The sequence below is a fragment of the Mucilaginibacter lutimaris genome (genome assembly GCF_042676625.1).
In the GTDB taxonomy this organism is placed as follows: domain Bacteria; phylum Bacteroidota; class Bacteroidia; order Sphingobacteriales; family Sphingobacteriaceae; genus Mucilaginibacter; species Mucilaginibacter lutimaris.
In genome coordinates this window covers 1329878-1345199 of record NZ_JBHTIA010000003.1, presented here as the reverse complement: position 1 = coordinate 1345199, position 15322 = coordinate 1329878, and the positions used below count along the sequence as shown (strand labels likewise).

The following is a 15322-nucleotide window of genomic DNA, read 5'->3' as shown; positions in this document are numbered from 1 at the left end:
ACATGCAAAAACCTATCATCATATCGGTCGATGACGACCCGCAGGTTTCCGCCGCGCTTACAGCAGACCTGAAAGCGGGATTTGGCAAAACGTACAGGATACTCAGCTCAGTATCGCCCCAAAATACGCTCATCAGCCTGAAAGATTTAAAAGGCAGCGGCGCAAACGTGGCACTTTTTCTTTGTGACCAGCGCATGCCCGGAATGACGGGCGTAGCCTTCCTGCAGGAAGCCATGAAATTGTTTCCTGACGCTAAAAAAGTACTGTTAACTGCCTATTCCGATACCGAAGTAGCTATCAAAGCCATCAACGATATCCGCCTTGACTATTATCTGCTGAAACCCTGGGATCCTCCCGCAGAAAAATTATACCCGGTTGTTACAGATCTTCTGGATGACTGGCAACGCCATTTTAAGCCGGATCTGAAACGCATAAAAGTCATCGGCTTTCAGTACTCGCCGCATGCGCATCTGATCAAGGATTACCTGGCAAGCAACCTTATCCCCTATCAATGGGTGGATGTGCAGGATAATGCCGCCCGTGGCGGTTTTTTGGAAACCAATCGTATCTCCGATAAAGATTTACCGGTAATTATTTACGATGACGGCACCTTCGACAAACTTCCGTCGGTAAAAAAAATCGCAGCAAAACTTGGCCGCGAACCGGTACTGGTGCACAAGATTTATGATGTGATCATTGTAGGTGCCGGCCCTGCAGGCCTTGCTGCTGCGGTATACGGTGCATCAGAAGGACTAAAAACACTGCTGGTGGAAAGAAAAGCGCCGGGTGGACAGGCCGGCACAAGTTCGAGGATTGAAAATTATCTCGGTTTTCCTGCCGGATTAAGCGGTGCAGACCTCACCGGCCGCGCAATAAGCCAGGCCAGGAGACTTGGCGCAGAGTTTATTTCTCCCTGTACCGTATGCAGTATCCACGAACAGGATGGCTACAAAACGGTGGTGCTGGAAGACGGTAAAGAAATTAACACCCGATCGGTTATCATCACTACAGGTGTAGATTACCGCAAACTTGAGGTACCGGGTATTGAGAGCCTTACGGGCTGCGGTGTTTATTACGGCGCTTCGAATACCGAGATCAATGCCTGCAAAGGCCGCGATGTTTTTATTCTTGGCGGGGGCAACTCTGCCGGTCAGTCAGCGGTTTATCTTTCAAATTTTGCAAAAAACGTATACGTTATTATCAGGCGCGACAGCTTATCCTATAGCATGTCTGCCTACCTGATCGACCAGATGGCGGCAGTAAAAAACATCCATTTGATCACAGATTCCGTGATCCTGTCTTTAACGGGGCATGACCACCTCGAAAACATCACTTACCAAAATCAGTCAAGCGGTGAGAAAGTTACCTGCAAGGCAGCTGCTTTATATATCTTTATAGGTGCGAAACCCTATACCGATTGGTTAAACGCTGATATCCTGAGGGATGACAAGGGTTATATTCTTACCGGCGCTGAGTTATCGCGGGACAGGGGTCTGCCCAAAGCGTGGAAGCTTCGCCGGGAACCCCTGTTGCTGGAAACCAGCAGCGCGGGAATTTTTGCCGCCGGGGACGTAAGGGCCGGTGCAATGGCACGAGTAGCTTCGGCAGTCGGCGAAGGCTCGATGGCGATCAGCATGGTACATAAATATCTTGCTGACCAGTAATAAGACATTAAACATAACTACTTATATATGGAAACAAAAATGAATGATCAGGTATTTGCTGTAGCAGAAGATCCTGCCCTGTCCAAACTCACGAAAGATTTTCTCGCGGCCTTAAACGCACCAGGCGGCCCCGGACTGGAAACGCTGCCTTATGTGCAGGCCCGGCAGGTACTGACAGACGCCCAAAATTCAGTACAGGTAGACTATTCCGGGATCGAAGAATCAGAACTAACTATCGTATCGGATGATTTTTCTGTCAACCTCAACATCGTAAAACCGGAGGGTGCATCCGCCGGGTTACCGGTTTTTGTATTCATTCATGGCGGCGGATGGGTGCTGGGCGACTATCCGACTCATAAGCGTATGGTCAGAGACCTTGTCGTGTTGTCCGGCGCAGCTGGTGTGTTCGTAAATTATACACCTTCACCGGAAGCAAAATATCCCCGGGCGATAGAAGAGATCTATGCAGCTGTTAAGTGGGTGGCCGCAAACGGCAGCCAGATCGGTGTTGACGGCAAACGCCTTGCCATTGTTGGCAACAGTGTAGGCGGTAATATGTCTGCCGTAACGGCCATTAAGGCAAAAGAAAATGGCGGACCAGAAATAAAAATACAGGTACTGATGTGGCCGGTTACGGATGCAACATTCGACTGGGCTTCGTACAGGGCATACGGAAAAGACCGCTTTTTAACTACTCCTTTGATGAAATGGATGTTTGATAATTACACCACAAACGCGGAAGAACGCAAATCTGTTTACCTATCTCCGCTTAACGCCACCTTATCGCAATTGCAGGGTCTGCCACCGGCCCTTATACAGGTAGCAGAGGCAGATATCCTGCGTGACCAGGGCGAGGCTTATGGTCATCTGCTTGACGAAGCCGGGGTACAGGTAACCACCATCCGCTACAATGGCATGATCCACGATTTTGGTTTGCTTAACCCGCTTGCACATTTACCGCAGGTAAAATCGCTTTTTGTTCATGCTGCGGCTGAACTGAAAAAATATTTGTTTGCCTGATTTTTGTTTGTATCTGACTGGTTTTTCGCTGTTAAAAGTTGCGCATAGGCGATATATCGCACATGAACCGGACTCAGATTTACACAATCTTATCATAAACAAACAGTTATATGCATGGTATGGATATTGACATTGAAGTGGAGATGCACCTGTTCAGGCGGGTGCATTAACGTTCTTTAACCGGTGACTAAACTTTTTCAAAGAATATGCCCTGCCCGTATGATCAGCAGCTTTTGCAGGCAGCCCTTTACAAATCATCAGGAATACGTTATTTTTATAAAGTAAAGGATCAGCAGTTTTTCTCTTATCCTGTTTTACGATAAAGGTATAGACAGCACAGTGAGAACGGTCTTATGGCTGCTTTCGGATCATAATCAATAAAGGAACCGGAAGTTGTTGATCCGGCTGCAGTTTCCTTTACAAATAAAGACCAGGGCTTACGGATAACAGCGGAAGCCGCACCAAACCTTAAATGCGAACAAAACGCGAATGAAAGAAAATATCCTGATTGTAGAAGACGAATTTATCGTCGCAAATGACTTAAAGATTAAACTTACTAAAGCCGGATATGCTGTTTGCGGCATCGCTGCGTCGGTAAAAGAGGCCGAGCAGCTGATCGACAAGCATAAACCGACGTGGGTGCTTCTTGACATCTTTTTGTTAAATGATTCTAAAGGAACAGACCTTGCTCCCCTGCTCGCCGCAAAAAATATCGGCTTCATTTATATCTCTGCCAACACCAACCAATCTGTGTTGGAAACGGCCAAGGCCACCAATCCTTACGGGTTTCTGGTAAAACCATTCCGTGAAAAAGATCTTCTGATCATGCTTGATATTGCGACACAGAAGCATCAGCATAATCTGCAGATCCAGCAGCAGCGCGAGCAGATATTCCGTACGCAACTGGAAGGCCTGGCTTTCTCCCGCGGAAGCCTGGAAGATAATACCAAAAAACTTCCGGCCATTATTCAAAACTTCATTCCCTTCGACGTCCTGAGGATCATTTTGCCCTCAAGGGCAGTTACTGATCATATCGCTTTTGCAAGAACAGGGTACGAGGAATACCAGACCTTTATCGAGAATGACTTTGCCGCCCTTTTAGGAACAGGCGGAAGAGACTTCGCACAAAACAAAGCTGATTTGCTGGATCTTGGCGGCAGCGAGTTGCTCAGGGGCACAGATTATCGCAGGACCTTACTGGATGATATTTTTGAAAAACAGTTAAGCGCCCATTTCAGGCTTTTGTCAAGGATTTCACTTACCCTCAAATTAAAAAAAGGCCCCTGCACACTTGCATTTTACAGCAGGAACGAGGATACCTATTCTGAGAACCACCTGAACCTGCTGCGCCGGTCATCAGCGTCCTTCGAGTCGATGCTGCAGCACCTGACAGAAGACAAAAGCGGGGTTGCCCCGGTTCGCAGGGACGCACAGTTAAAAAAAATTACGGAAACGAAGGCACCTGCAGTTGAAACAAAATTTGACGGCATTATCGGCAAAAGCAGGTCCTTACTGACCGTGTTAGATCAGATCGATATGGTTGCTACCTCCCCCACTTCTGTACTGATCACCGGTGAGAGCGGAACAGGTAAAGAAAGGATTGCACAGTGCATTCATAAAATGTCGCCGAGGGAAAAAAATGCACTCGTGGTGGTCAACTGTGCCGCTCTGCCATCCAACTTAGTAGAATCTGAACTTTTCGGACATGAGAAAGGGGCTTTTACGGGCGCAATAGACCGCCGCATAGGTAAATTTGAACAGGCTAACGGCGGCACCATCTTTCTGGACGAGGTTGGGGAATTGCCACTTGACGCCCAGGTAAAGTTGCTCAGGGTGCTGCAGGAAATGGAGTTTGAACGGGTTGGCAGCAATAAGCCTATAAAAGTAGATGTCCGGGTCATCGCCGCGACCAACCGTAACCTGGAAAAAGAAGTGGCAGAGGGCCGTTTCAGGCTTGATCTGTATTACAGGCTTAATGTATTCCCGATCTTTATCCCGCCGCTTCGCGAGAGAAAAGACGATATCGGGATGCTGGTAAAAAGCTTCATCGATAAATTCGCGCAAAAAACCGGACGCCCGGTTACGGGGATAAGCACGGGTGCCGTAAATCAGTTAAAACTTTACAACTGGCCCGGTAACATCCGTGAGCTGGAACACTTCATAGAGCGGCAGGTACTGATCAAAGGCGAAGGAATCATAGAACAGATTTCGGTTCCGCAAAGTGCGTCGGGCGCCGTTGTGACCCAAACAGCCCAACAAACCCCTGCAGGGAGTTTCAAAACCATGGAAGAGATGGAAGCTGAATATATTGTGCAGGTATTAAAAAGCTGCCAGGGCCGTATTGGCGGCCCTGGCGGAGCGGCAGAAATTTTAGGGCTGCCAACCAGTACGCTCCACTCCAGGATAAAAAAACTTGGCATAAAAAGGGAATTCAGCGCAGACTGACAGACAAAACTCAGACGCAGCTGATGTCATTTACTTCGGTTTCATCACTAAGTATTATCTATAGTTCAGCAGGTTTCCCTAAACCGAAACCTGCTGAACTATAAATTTCTGACCTGGGCTTTTAAAGCGTCATTTTTTCCGTGACTGTTTCATTCTTTGATTGCGATCGGCAGTGCGGATCTTTCATAGAATGTCTTTCTCTTACAAGGTGTCCTCAACGACAGCGCCTGTAGCTTCTGCCAAGGCTTACCATATTTGCGTGCATTGGTACAATGCTCACGGCCGGCACATCCGTATTTTTACCTTAGATAACAAAACTGTTTTGGGATGGCATATCATCTCATGCCGCAAAGAGCAACCGCGCATAAGCGCCGTAAAAACAGCATTATCTCTTAATCAAAATGTAAACAAAGTCATATGAAAACATACTATAAAATCTCCAGGCTGCCTGATGGCCGGCCGGGCGAACAAGGGCAGTCATTCGGTCCGTCGTTCAAGTCAAAAAAGAAAGCAAAGCACTGGTTAGCTAAAAACGCCCAAGCGGATGGCGAATACGTGATCAGCACTTTGTTTGCAGCTTCTTTTCCGGAAGATATCAAACCCAAAAAACAAGTTGTCAGTTAGCATCGCACATTCGTCATTTTGATCATTATTAGTAAATAAAATACGCACTCACTGCATGAACAATACTGATTACCAGCACTATTTCAAGTCAGTGCTGAACATGGTACATCCCATCGCACCGTACAATGAACCCGATTACATGAACTATTGCCGGCTGAACTGGTTCAGGCAACAGCGCTGGCTAAAAAACGGGATATTGAATAATGAGCTTGTTTCCCTGTTAAATGATATTGATGAACCGCAAAAATGGATATACATCACCGAACCCTGGTGCGCAGATGCTGCCCATACCCTCCCGTTTACACTCAAACTGGCTGAAGGCAATCCATTCATCAGTTTAGACATACAGCTCCGGGATTCGCCGCCATTTACCATAGAAAAATATCTGACAGGAAACAGCAGGTCCATACCAAAACTGATCATCAGGGACGCAGACGAGCGTGAATTGTTCGTATGGGGTTCGAGACCTGAACAGTGCCAGAGGTTGTACGAACGCTTAAAGATCAAAGAAACGCAATACGGGCAGCGGCATATAGAGATCCAGAACTGGTACAACAAAGATGCGGGAAGATCCTTCCAGCTGGAAATTTTAAAAACAATGCGAACTGTTTTAGCTGATAGCCTGCTGAAGTGAGCAGCAGACTTCCTAAAACAAAACCCCGGCAGCCTGAGCTGTTCCGGGGTTTGTCATTTTAAAATTGGGAAGTTATTCGAATTTATTTAAAAATGAATTGGCCTGATCTGTAAAAAGCTCTGGATATTGATTAAAAGAACCGTGGGCAGAATCGGGGTAAAATACCAGCACTGCATTTGGGATAGCTTTATACAGGTCTATCGAGGCAGAGCTGTCCATCATTTCGTCGTTGCTTCCCTGTACGATCAGCACAGGCTGGGTAATTTTTGATAGATTAATGGTAACCGGGTCTGTTCCCCACCTCGTCAGTGCACTTATTTGCGCCTTGATGGCCTCCATAGAGGCATTCTTGTCGCGGTCTTCATCCCTGATAAATAAACGGCCCAACGTAGCACCGATCTTTGCCCTGCTTTTCTCGCTTGCAGTAGCAAACACGAACAGGTACTGTTCCTTTGGCGGGAGCGCGAAGGCTTTTTCAACCAGTTGCGGAAATGAATGAAGCGCTTTTGCCCCCTGCGGAGCCGATCCGACGATGATCAGCTTCCTGAAAAGCTGAGGCTCCAGGTCAACCATTACCTGAGCAAGGAAACCACCAAGGGAAAAGCCCAGCAGATCACATTTACTGATGCCAAGTGCTCTGATCACTTTGATCGCATCTTTACCCATATCTTGTGCATTATCCGGCGTTTTGCCTTCTGAGTTACCAACCCCCGTATTATCGATCAATATAACCTGACGCTCTTTGGCCAGTCCGTCCACGATAATCGGGTCCCAGTTATCCAGGGTTCCTGTAAAGTGTTGCAGGCATACCAAAGGCGTAGCGCCGGGATCACCTGATTTTCTGTAAGCATACCTGATACCGTCTACCTCAATATATTCGGTAGGCGCCGATGCATAAATAAATGTTTTCTCAGTCATAAAAAGTGGATGTATGTTGTTTACGAATTCAAATCCGGCCTCTCTGTTATGTGCTCAGAGGCATCACACAAAATTACCGGGGAAGAGTGTCCTTTTTATGTACCATTGGACTTTATCGTGGTACGGTTCGCGCACGGTATGATCAACCTGTTATCGTAAATCCTGTAGTTTAATAAAAACGACATAAACATATGGTTATCTGTAATAAAATATACTTGTCCTTAATTTACGCTTGAACCTGAAAACACCGGAAAGTTTTCATACATGCGTACGCATCGGTACAATAAAATACAGGATTGGTACATATACCGTGGTGGCCCCCGGCGGTATTTTTACAAAGAAAATTTCACCTGAACCGATCCCGTTGTTCCTGCCGGCGGCAGAAACAAGAATGGAATAATTTTATTTGACACCATAGATGACACATACGGCATTCAAAGCCTTTTTATCATTCTTCTTATTTTTACTTCTGTCCTGCGAAGCATCTGAAGCACAGTTTATTGATCCGCTTTTGGATGTACGGCAGGAAAAGGAGACTGACGCGGCTCAGTTTCTGAAAAACATAAGTGCATTAAAGGCAGATACGAACAAAGTATCGCTCCTGCTTAAGGCCTCGCATATCTATTGGGAGCACCGCAGCGTCAACCCGCTTGCTGCTGACAGCTGTTTGAATACGGCACTCGCCGCTCAAAAGCTGAGCCTTGACCTGCAATACGCACGGGGCAAGGACGAGTCCGGTTTTATGATATACCAGGTTTATTTGCTCCGCGATCAGAATCTGCAGGCTGCCGGGCTCATAAAAGCTTCGCACGGAGAGCAACGCGTAAGGTTGATGATATTACTGGCGAATTATTATCTCAAAAAAAAAGACGCGACTGCGGACGAATTTTCAAAGGCATTTCAATTAATTACCCAAGCAACCGCTATCAGCAACAGTATAACAACTGCTCCGTATCAGGATGACTGCCGCATTATGCTGGCAAAGTATTACCTCGCAAAAGGTGAGATTGAAATGGCCAGGAAAACTTTTCTAAAAAACATTAAGACTCACCAGCTCCGGCATAACTACGCGCTTGAGGCAAGAAACTGGTCTGTGATGGCACATATCTTTCCAGAAAATGAAGATTCTTTTCATCTACTCATTCATTATCATGAAATGGCTGTTGACAGTTACCTAAGGGCAGGCGACAAAAAACAGGCAGCCAATGAATTACGCGACTTGGCGGTGGTTAACACCAACCATAACCAAACCAAGTTGGGCGGCAAGCAACTTCTTCGGTCAATTGCCATACTGGAATCTGTTCATGAAAAGGTGCCGCGACACTATTATTACTTACTGGCAGAAGTCTACAGATTTACAGGCTTATATCATCAGGCGCTGTATTACGGCCTAAAGGCCCTGCAAACACCTGAATATCATCACCCCAAACGTATGCTGATATATAGATCGCTTGGTGAGACCTATGCAGTCCTTGGCGATGTAAAAAATGGTTTGAAATATTACCAGATCTTGTTTGATCACCAATTAAGAGAAAAAAGCGGACTGACTTACGTAAGTGCCTACCGGATGGGACATATTCGGGGCGAGGCTGGACAGCCGGTAAAAGCGCTTTCTGAACTCAGTGAATATATCAAATTGCACCCGCCGGAGAACCTTAGTCAGAAACAGCTTTTCATATCCCTTTACGGGGATCTGTACCGCTTGAGCGGCCAGAACCAAAAAGCAGAAGAGCAGTATAAAAAAATGCTCGCGCTTGATGACGCCGTTAAAATAGAAAACGGCAAAAAGCTAAAGGGGCACGAGATCAATGTACAGGGAAGCGGCGCGCTATTTTTGATAGGTCGTTTTTACGGAGAACAGGGACGATACCGCGAATCAAAGAAACTGCTTGAAAGATCAATCGTCAATCCGCAGTATTTTGATGTACAACAGGAAATGGAGACTTACAAATTTTTGTTTAAAGCAGATTCTGCCCAGGGTGATTATATAACTGCCATCAGAAATCTTCAGCGTTATAAACTCATGTCGGATTCGATCAACAGCCTGTCCAGGAACAACCAGTTAACGGAAACAAATATCCGCTACCAAACCGGGCAAAAAGAAAAAGATATCAAGGTATTGGAAAGCAAGCAAAAGGCGCAACAGGCCGAATTGATGCGCGCGGCTACTGTCCGTAATGTTATTTTAGGTGGCGCCGCGGCTTTATTGCTCCTGACCATCATGGCCTTTACTGCTTTTCGCATCAAGCAACGCAGCAACAGGAGGTTGTTTGCGCAGCAACAGGTGATCAATGATAAAAATACCGAATTGCAGGCCCTGCTTTCGGAAAAAGAGGTTTTTCTGAAAGAGAAGGAATGGCTGCTTAAAGAGGTACACCACCGCGTAAAAAACAACCTTCAAATTGTAATGAGCTTACTGAGTACCCAGTCCTTCTACCTGCAGAGCGAGTCTGCGAGAGAAGCTATATTACTTAGTGAAAATAGGGTACAGTCTATAGCGCTGATCCATCAAAAATTATATACCGGCGATAACCTTGCCAGTATTAGCATGCCAGCTTATATCAGTGACCTTGTAATGCACCTGTCTGAAAGCTTTTCAACCGCCGAAAGCCATATCAGTTTTCAATTACAGATAGCGCCGGTAAGTATTGACCTTTCTCAGGCCGTACCCGTAGGCCTGATATTGAATGAAGCGATAACCAACGCGATAAAATACGCTTTTAATGGAAAAGGCGGCCAGATTTCCGTTATGCTCAGGATGCTGGAGCGCGAAACTGTTGAAATTGCCATATCTGATAACGGCAAAGGTCTGCCGAATGATTTTGACATGCATTCAACCAATTCGCTGGGTATGGAAATGATGCAGGGACTCACCGCCCAGCTAAAAGGAAACCTGGAAGTGGTCAATTCCTCAGGGACAGCGATCGTCATCAATTTCAGGCTGGTAAAAAGCTTCCCCGGCCCGGCTGCGGGTTTGTCTTGATCAACACTCTCCTATTTAATTCATCCCGCAAAGCAGGATTTGTGCGCTCTTCAGCCAAACCGTACCATAAATTGCATTATACGTGCATTGAACGGGGCGTTAAGGCCGGCTAATTTTGATCTTGTAAGCACACCTTGCCGTAGGTGAGCGTTGAGCCGCCTGATCGCTGTTACGTAACGCATGCCGAATGGCCGAAAGTAATCAGTGCCTGAAAAAGGTAGTGTATAACGCGATCGGGGAGTTTTGAGTTTTCGAAATGAAGCAAGATGCGCCCATCGACAGGTGTTACTCTCCGACGGCCTCTGAAGGATAAATGAATTAAAAAAATATGTATTACAGCATAAGTAAGTTTCTGGAAAACTGGAACAGACAAGTGGTTATCACCGCAGAGGTACTGGCCGCTATCCCGGAACATGCCGTGGAGAAAGACGGTTTTAGCGGTCTGAGAAAGCTTGACCGCCTTGCCTACCATATCACTCAGGGGATGGTACAGATCGGTGTGAATGCGGGCCTTTTCAGCGGACCTGAACTTTCACAGGACCCGCTTCCGGAGCGCATCGCCGACTCGTTGCGTCTTTATTTCTTTCACCACCACCAGATGGCCAGAGCGGTCCAGAATTCCTGGAACGATGAGATGCTGACAGAAGAAATAGAAATGTACAGGCAGAAATTCCGCCGGGGTGATGCATTATCGCTGCTCGAACGGCATGAACAGCACCACAGGAGCCAGATCACGATGATCATGGACCTGCTGGACCTCCGGGTTCCAAACCTATATCTGCACGTTCCGGTCAGAGAAAAATTAATCCACAGGTCATCCATAAATAGTTAACCCATAATGTATTATCACATCACTGAGTTTCTGGAAGACTGGACGAACGAGACCGGAAAAACCATCGAAGTTTATTCCATGATCCCCGAAGGATCAAAAGATATCATTGTAAACAATAAAGTAAGAAGCCTTTCCCGCCTGGCCTACCACATCCCGCAGATCATTACGCAGATCGGGGTGCGGACAGGCTTGTTCGACGGGCCCGAACTGCCGGAAGATCCGCTGCCTTTTACAATGGACCTGACGGGCAGCCTCTACCTCGACGTTCACAAAAAAATGGCCGCTGCCGTTTTAAAAAAATGGCCAGACGATATGCTGCAGGGCGAGGTTGACCTTTACGATCATAAATGGCGCCGTGGCGATGTGCTCTCGCTGCTTACCCATCATGAAGTACACCACAGGAGCCAGATGACCGTAATCATGCGCATCGCAGGGCTGAAAGTTCCGGGGCTGTATGGCCCGGTAAGGGAAGACTGGGAGCTGTGGGGTTTGCCGGTTGCCAAATAAGCCCGGGATAAAATTTCAAACGACAAAAACATAAAATAGAAAAATGCATAAAGCTAACGCGTGGGCTCAAATGGAGCCTAAAGGAAAACTGCAGCCTTACACCTATGACTTAGCACCGCTCCAGTCAGAGGAAGTTGAGGTAGAAATTGACAATTGCGGCCTTTGCCATACCGACCTTTCGGCACTGAACGGAGATTTTGGCTTGCCCTACCCTATTGTCGCCGGGCACGAGATCACCGGCCGCATCGTGGCATTAGGTGATGTTGCCAATGAGAAAGGCTTATCCGTCGGACAAACTGTCGGCATTGGCTGGAATAAAGAAAGCTGCGGTCATTGTGATCCCTGCCTTGCCGGCGATCCTCACTTGTGTGTCAATCTTAAAACAACTATCCTTGGCAGCAACGGCGGCTTTGCAAGCCGCATTAAAGCGCATTGGTTATGGGTTATACCCGTTCCCGAAGGTATCAATGCCGCAGATGCAGGCCCGCTGTTCTGTGCCGGAATAACCGTGTTTTATCCTTTACTGGAGTATGGCCTTAAGCCAACCGATAAGATCGCCGTTTTCGGAATTGGCGGATTGGGTCACCTGGCTGTGCAGTTTGCCCATGCCTGGGGTGCTGAAGTTACTGCTTTTTCATCCAGCAAGTCAAAACATGATGAGACGCTGAAATTAGGCGCTGATCATATCGTTTCAAGCCGCGATACGACCGAATGGGAAAGCCTGAAAGGAAAGTTTGATCTGATCATTGTAACGGTAAGCGCCAGTCTGGACTGGGATAAGATCATTTCGATGCTTGCACCGAAGGGCCGTTTACATTTTGTAGGCATACCTTATGACGCCATTCCAGTTTCTGTTTTCTCTTTACTTATACCTCAAATCAGCGTTTCAGCATCACCGGCCGGTTCAAGGTCAGCATTTAACAAGATGCTGCGTTTCGCCGCCCGCCATAAAATACGCGCGATGGTGGAACATTTTCCGATGAGCAGGATCAACGAAGCGATCGAACATCTCGAATCGGGTAAAGCAAATTACCGTGTCGTTCTTGATGCTGATTTTTAAAAAAGGTGTTCATTCTGCAACTAAGGAAGTGACGGAGGGCGGACAAGTGTCCGCCCCGGCTATCTTATTGACCATTATTACAAGTACCGGAAAGGCAGGAGGCTTACAGCTGACGGTATGAATTTGTTATTTGTTCCGTCAGTACCGGCTTGTCCGTTTCCCTTTCCTGTGAAAGTAATGGATTATAAGCGGAGGTGCTGCTTAAGGATTATCAAATGCATTTCCGGACATTCGTTTTGTACCACATTAACGGCTTCCGGTCCATCGAAAGCAGCGGGTGGTGGCGGTAAATTTACCATCATGAAAACCACATTTAGCGTGCCCGAAAGAAACCAGGTTTCGGAGGCCAATCAAACCATTTTCGATACCTTACAAAAGTCGCTGGGCTTCGTGCCGAATTTGTATGCCAGCTTTGCCAGTTCTGATCATGCATTGTCTGCATTTTTAAACGCGCAAGGCGCTAAAACATCGCTGACAGGTAAAGAAAAAGAGATCGTGAACCTCATTGTAAGCCAGGTTAACAATTGTGTTTACTGCCTGAGCGCCCACACCAAGTTCGCTAAAATGAACGGCTTTACCGATGAGCAGATACTCGAGATCAGATCAGGCGCTGCATCCTTCGACCCTAAATATGATGCCCTGGTAAAACTTGCGAAAAGTATAGCTGAAAACAAAGGTCACGCGTCACCCGAAGCCATTGATGCTTTTACAGACCAGGGTTATTCTACGGGCAGCATTATCGATGTTATTATGCTTGCCGGCCTGCGCATTATCACCAACTATGTTTATGCAATGACCAACCCGACGGTAGATTTTCCGTCTGTACCTGAATTGTAACTTCTTAACAGGGCGTTTTCCATGTCGCTATGTAAAGCGCCCGCTAAAAATAATTGTCATCTTTATTATGAAAAATCTGATCAACTCAATTGTCATACTCAGTGCTAAAACTCAAAATTTCGGACTTCATTTCTCCAGGTTTGCCATTGCCCTGGTACTGATCTGGATAGGTGCCCTTAAATTTGTTGACTATGAGGCCGACGGCATTGTTCCTTTTGTAGCAAACAGTCCGGCCATGTCCTTCTTTTACCATTCTGACGGTTCTTACAAAAAGCACCAAAATAAAGAGGGCGAATTTGTTAAAGCCAACAGGGAATGGAATACCCGGAACGGTACTTATTCTTTTGCTCTCGGCCTTGGCGTGCTCCTTGTGTTCATGGGGGTATTACTTTTGCTTGATAGTGCAACACCTTACTCGGGGCTGTTTGGGTCGCTCCTGCTGATCATTATGTGTATCGGTACCTTATCATTCCTGATCACTACGCCGGAATGCTGGGTGCCCGACCTTGGCGACGGTGCCCATGGTTTCCCTTATCTTTCTGCAAGAGGTAGGCTGGTGATAAAAGATATTATCATGCTGGGCGCTGCTTTCTACACGCTTGCCGATTCAGCTAAAAGGATACTCAAACAAAACGAACAAAAGAAAATATTCAGCTTCTGAGTGCAGCAAGGCCGTTGCCTGACTACCTCAGTAAGCATGAATCAGACAATTTCTCTATTATGGAAGATAAAGTAAAAACGATACCCTTGTGGCCTTCCTTTGTTCACGGCAAATGCCCGCGCTGCAGAAGAGGAAATATCTTTTTAAACAGTATGTATGGCCTTTCCGGCCAGAAAATGCACGATACCTGCAGCCATTGCCACCTCACTTTTGAGATTGAACCGGGTTATTTTTACGTGGCCATGTTTGTCAGTTATGCCATGAACGTAGCCGAGTTTATTACTACGGCGGTGGCCATCAGTATTCTCAGCGGTAGTACAAATCCCTGGGTGTACGTACTGGCAGTATTATCGGTATCACTGATCCTTTCGCCGTTCAATTTCCGGTATTCACGTATCATACTGCTGTACTGGCTTACACCCGGACTTCATTACCACCCCGAACTAAGCGGGGACCATCCTGCAGATCATGACTAGTAAGACAATTGATATTAAACACGGAATCCTTACCAGGACAAGCCGGCTTCCTGTAAGGGATACTATGGATGTATTGGCAAAGGGTATCAAAGAAAAGGGCGCAACGATATACGCCCGTATTGACCAGCAGGCCGAAGCCATTAAAGCAGGCATCGGCCTGCCTGCTCTGGAATTCCTGCTTTTCGGGAACCCTTTGAAGGGGACGCTGATGATGAATAAAAATCCAATCGTTGCGCTCGACCTGCCCCTGAAGATCATTTGCTGGCAAGGCGAGAACGGCCTTACCCATATAGCTTTTAATGACCAGGCGTATATCAGCCGCAGGTACGGTCTGAAAGCATCAGCAGATTCTCCGCTGAACTTAGCGCCACTCATCGACCAGATTCTTGCCGGAACAACAGTATAATTATCCCACCCGTTTTAATTTACCTGCCCGGATATTGGCATCAGGCAAATCCCCTTTCAAGGCCGGACGGCCGCCGGTATCTTTCTGATAAGAATTCACCTTTTCCATCGCTCATTTCATTTCAAATTATAAGAGCTTGACATTAGTCCTGACAAATGCCCGGGTCCTCGCGTACTATTCGCAATGTCCGGGAAATTGCAGCCTGATCCTGCCTTGAGGTAAAACAATAACTTGTTGCGGTGAAAATTCACCGCT

The 15322-nt window shown here is 46.8% G+C and carries 14 protein-coding genes; 13 read left to right on the top strand and 1 reads right to left on the bottom strand.

Features of this window, described 5'->3' with window-relative positions:
* Positions 1-2 precede the first annotated feature (2 nt).
* From ACFQZI_RS06990 to ACFQZI_RS06970, 5 genes are all read left to right on the top strand, one after another.
* Entirely contained in the window at positions 3-1664 is a 1662-nt protein-coding gene (locus ACFQZI_RS06990; protein WP_377140282.1) for an FAD-dependent oxidoreductase, read from the top strand.
* 27 nt (positions 1665-1691) lie between these two features.
* Positions 1692-2684: an alpha/beta hydrolase gene (locus ACFQZI_RS06985; RefSeq protein ID WP_377140279.1), complete on the top strand. Its 993-nt coding sequence runs from the start codon at positions 1692-1694 to the stop codon at positions 2682-2684.
* A gap of 489 nt (positions 2685-3173) precedes the next feature.
* Positions 3174-5129: a sigma-54 dependent transcriptional regulator gene (locus ACFQZI_RS06980; protein ID WP_377140277.1), complete on the top strand. Its 1956-nt coding sequence runs from the start codon at positions 3174-3176 to the stop codon at positions 5127-5129.
* 417 nt (positions 5130-5546) lie between these two features.
* Entirely contained in the window at positions 5547-5753 is a 207-nt protein-coding gene (locus ACFQZI_RS06975; protein WP_377140274.1) for a hypothetical protein, read from the top strand.
* A 55-nt stretch (positions 5754-5808) separates the two neighbouring features.
* The gene (locus ACFQZI_RS06970) at positions 5809-6387 is read left to right on the top strand and encodes a thioredoxin family protein (RefSeq protein ID WP_377140272.1); all 579 of its coding nucleotides are present in this window, start codon (positions 5809-5811) and stop codon (positions 6385-6387) included.
* 72 nt (positions 6388-6459) lie between these two features.
* On the opposite strand, the gene ACFQZI_RS06965 is transcribed toward ACFQZI_RS06970, so the two are convergent.
* Entirely contained in the window at positions 6460-7305 is an 846-nt protein-coding gene (locus tag ACFQZI_RS06965; protein WP_377140269.1) for an alpha/beta fold hydrolase, read from the bottom strand.
* Between the two features lie 418 nt (positions 7306-7723).
* Between ACFQZI_RS06965 and ACFQZI_RS06960 the strand changes: the two genes are divergently transcribed.
* The 8 genes from ACFQZI_RS06960 to ACFQZI_RS06925 all read left to right on the top strand — a co-directional run bounded on the left by ACFQZI_RS06960 (position 7724) and on the right by ACFQZI_RS06925 (position 15067).
* On the top strand, positions 7724-10288 hold the full coding sequence (locus tag ACFQZI_RS06960; protein ID WP_377140266.1) for a tetratricopeptide repeat-containing sensor histidine kinase: 2565 nt from the start codon (positions 7724-7726) through the stop codon (positions 10286-10288).
* A 328-nt stretch (positions 10289-10616) separates the two neighbouring features.
* A complete protein-coding gene (locus ACFQZI_RS06955; protein WP_377140264.1) occupies positions 10617-11120 on the top strand; it encodes a DinB family protein in 504 nt (167 codons plus the stop codon).
* Positions 11121-11126: 6 nt separating this feature from the next.
* Positions 11127-11627 carry a DinB family protein gene (locus ACFQZI_RS06950; RefSeq protein WP_377140261.1) on the top strand — a complete coding sequence of 167 codons (501 nt, stop codon included), beginning with the start codon at positions 11127-11129 and terminating at the stop codon, positions 11625-11627.
* 43 nt (positions 11628-11670) lie between these two features.
* The gene (ahr, locus tag ACFQZI_RS06945) at positions 11671-12687 is read left to right on the top strand and encodes an NADPH-dependent aldehyde reductase Ahr (RefSeq protein ID WP_377140258.1); all 1017 of its coding nucleotides are present in this window, start codon (positions 11671-11673) and stop codon (positions 12685-12687) included.
* 300 nt (positions 12688-12987) lie between these two features.
* The gene (locus ACFQZI_RS06940) at positions 12988-13524 is read left to right on the top strand and encodes a carboxymuconolactone decarboxylase family protein (protein WP_377140255.1); all 537 of its coding nucleotides are present in this window, start codon (positions 12988-12990) and stop codon (positions 13522-13524) included.
* A gap of 67 nt (positions 13525-13591) precedes the next feature.
* The gene (locus tag ACFQZI_RS06935; RefSeq protein ID WP_377140252.1) at positions 13592-14185 is read left to right on the top strand and encodes a DUF417 family protein; all 594 of its coding nucleotides are present in this window, start codon (positions 13592-13594) and stop codon (positions 14183-14185) included.
* Between the two features lie 59 nt (positions 14186-14244).
* Positions 14245-14661: a DUF983 domain-containing protein gene (locus ACFQZI_RS06930; RefSeq protein WP_377140250.1), complete on the top strand. Its 417-nt coding sequence runs from the start codon at positions 14245-14247 to the stop codon at positions 14659-14661.
* On the top strand, positions 14654-15067 hold the full coding sequence (locus ACFQZI_RS06925) for a DUF302 domain-containing protein (protein WP_377140248.1): 414 nt from the start codon (positions 14654-14656) through the stop codon (positions 15065-15067). The genes ACFQZI_RS06930 and ACFQZI_RS06925 overlap by 8 nt, the downstream gene beginning before the upstream one ends.
* Positions 15068-15322 lie beyond the last annotated feature (255 nt).

What these genes read in the sequence shown, in the direction of transcription:
- ACFQZI_RS06990 (WP_377140282.1), top strand. Translation starts at nt 3, where the DNA reads ATGCAAAAACCTATCATCATATCGGTCGATGACGACCCGCAGGTTTCC.
- ACFQZI_RS06985 (WP_377140279.1), top strand. Translation starts at nt 1,692, where the DNA reads ATGGAAACAAAAATGAATGATCAGGTATTTGCTGTAGCAGAAGATCCT.
- ACFQZI_RS06980 (WP_377140277.1), top strand. Translation starts at nt 3,174, where the DNA reads ATGAAAGAAAATATCCTGATTGTAGAAGACGAATTTATCGTCGCAAAT.
- ACFQZI_RS06975 (WP_377140274.1), top strand. Translation starts at nt 5,547, where the DNA reads ATGAAAACATACTATAAAATCTCCAGGCTGCCTGATGGCCGGCCGGGC.
- ACFQZI_RS06970 (WP_377140272.1), top strand. Translation starts at nt 5,809, where the DNA reads ATGAACAATACTGATTACCAGCACTATTTCAAGTCAGTGCTGAACATG.
- ACFQZI_RS06965 (WP_377140269.1), bottom strand. Translation starts at nt 7,305, where the DNA reads ATGACTGAGAAAACATTTATTTATGCATCGGCGCCTACCGAATATATT.
- ACFQZI_RS06960 (WP_377140266.1), top strand. Translation starts at nt 7,724, where the DNA reads ATGACACATACGGCATTCAAAGCCTTTTTATCATTCTTCTTATTTTTA.
- ACFQZI_RS06955 (WP_377140264.1), top strand. Translation starts at nt 10,617, where the DNA reads ATGTATTACAGCATAAGTAAGTTTCTGGAAAACTGGAACAGACAAGTG.
- ACFQZI_RS06950 (WP_377140261.1), top strand. Translation starts at nt 11,127, where the DNA reads ATGTATTATCACATCACTGAGTTTCTGGAAGACTGGACGAACGAGACC.
- ahr (WP_377140258.1), top strand. Translation starts at nt 11,671, where the DNA reads ATGCATAAAGCTAACGCGTGGGCTCAAATGGAGCCTAAAGGAAAACTG.
- ACFQZI_RS06940 (WP_377140255.1), top strand. Translation starts at nt 12,988, where the DNA reads ATGAAAACCACATTTAGCGTGCCCGAAAGAAACCAGGTTTCGGAGGCC.
- ACFQZI_RS06935 (WP_377140252.1), top strand. Translation starts at nt 13,592, where the DNA reads ATGAAAAATCTGATCAACTCAATTGTCATACTCAGTGCTAAAACTCAA.
- ACFQZI_RS06930 (WP_377140250.1), top strand. Translation starts at nt 14,245, where the DNA reads ATGGAAGATAAAGTAAAAACGATACCCTTGTGGCCTTCCTTTGTTCAC.
- ACFQZI_RS06925 (WP_377140248.1), top strand. Translation starts at nt 14,654, where the DNA reads ATGACTAGTAAGACAATTGATATTAAACACGGAATCCTTACCAGGACA.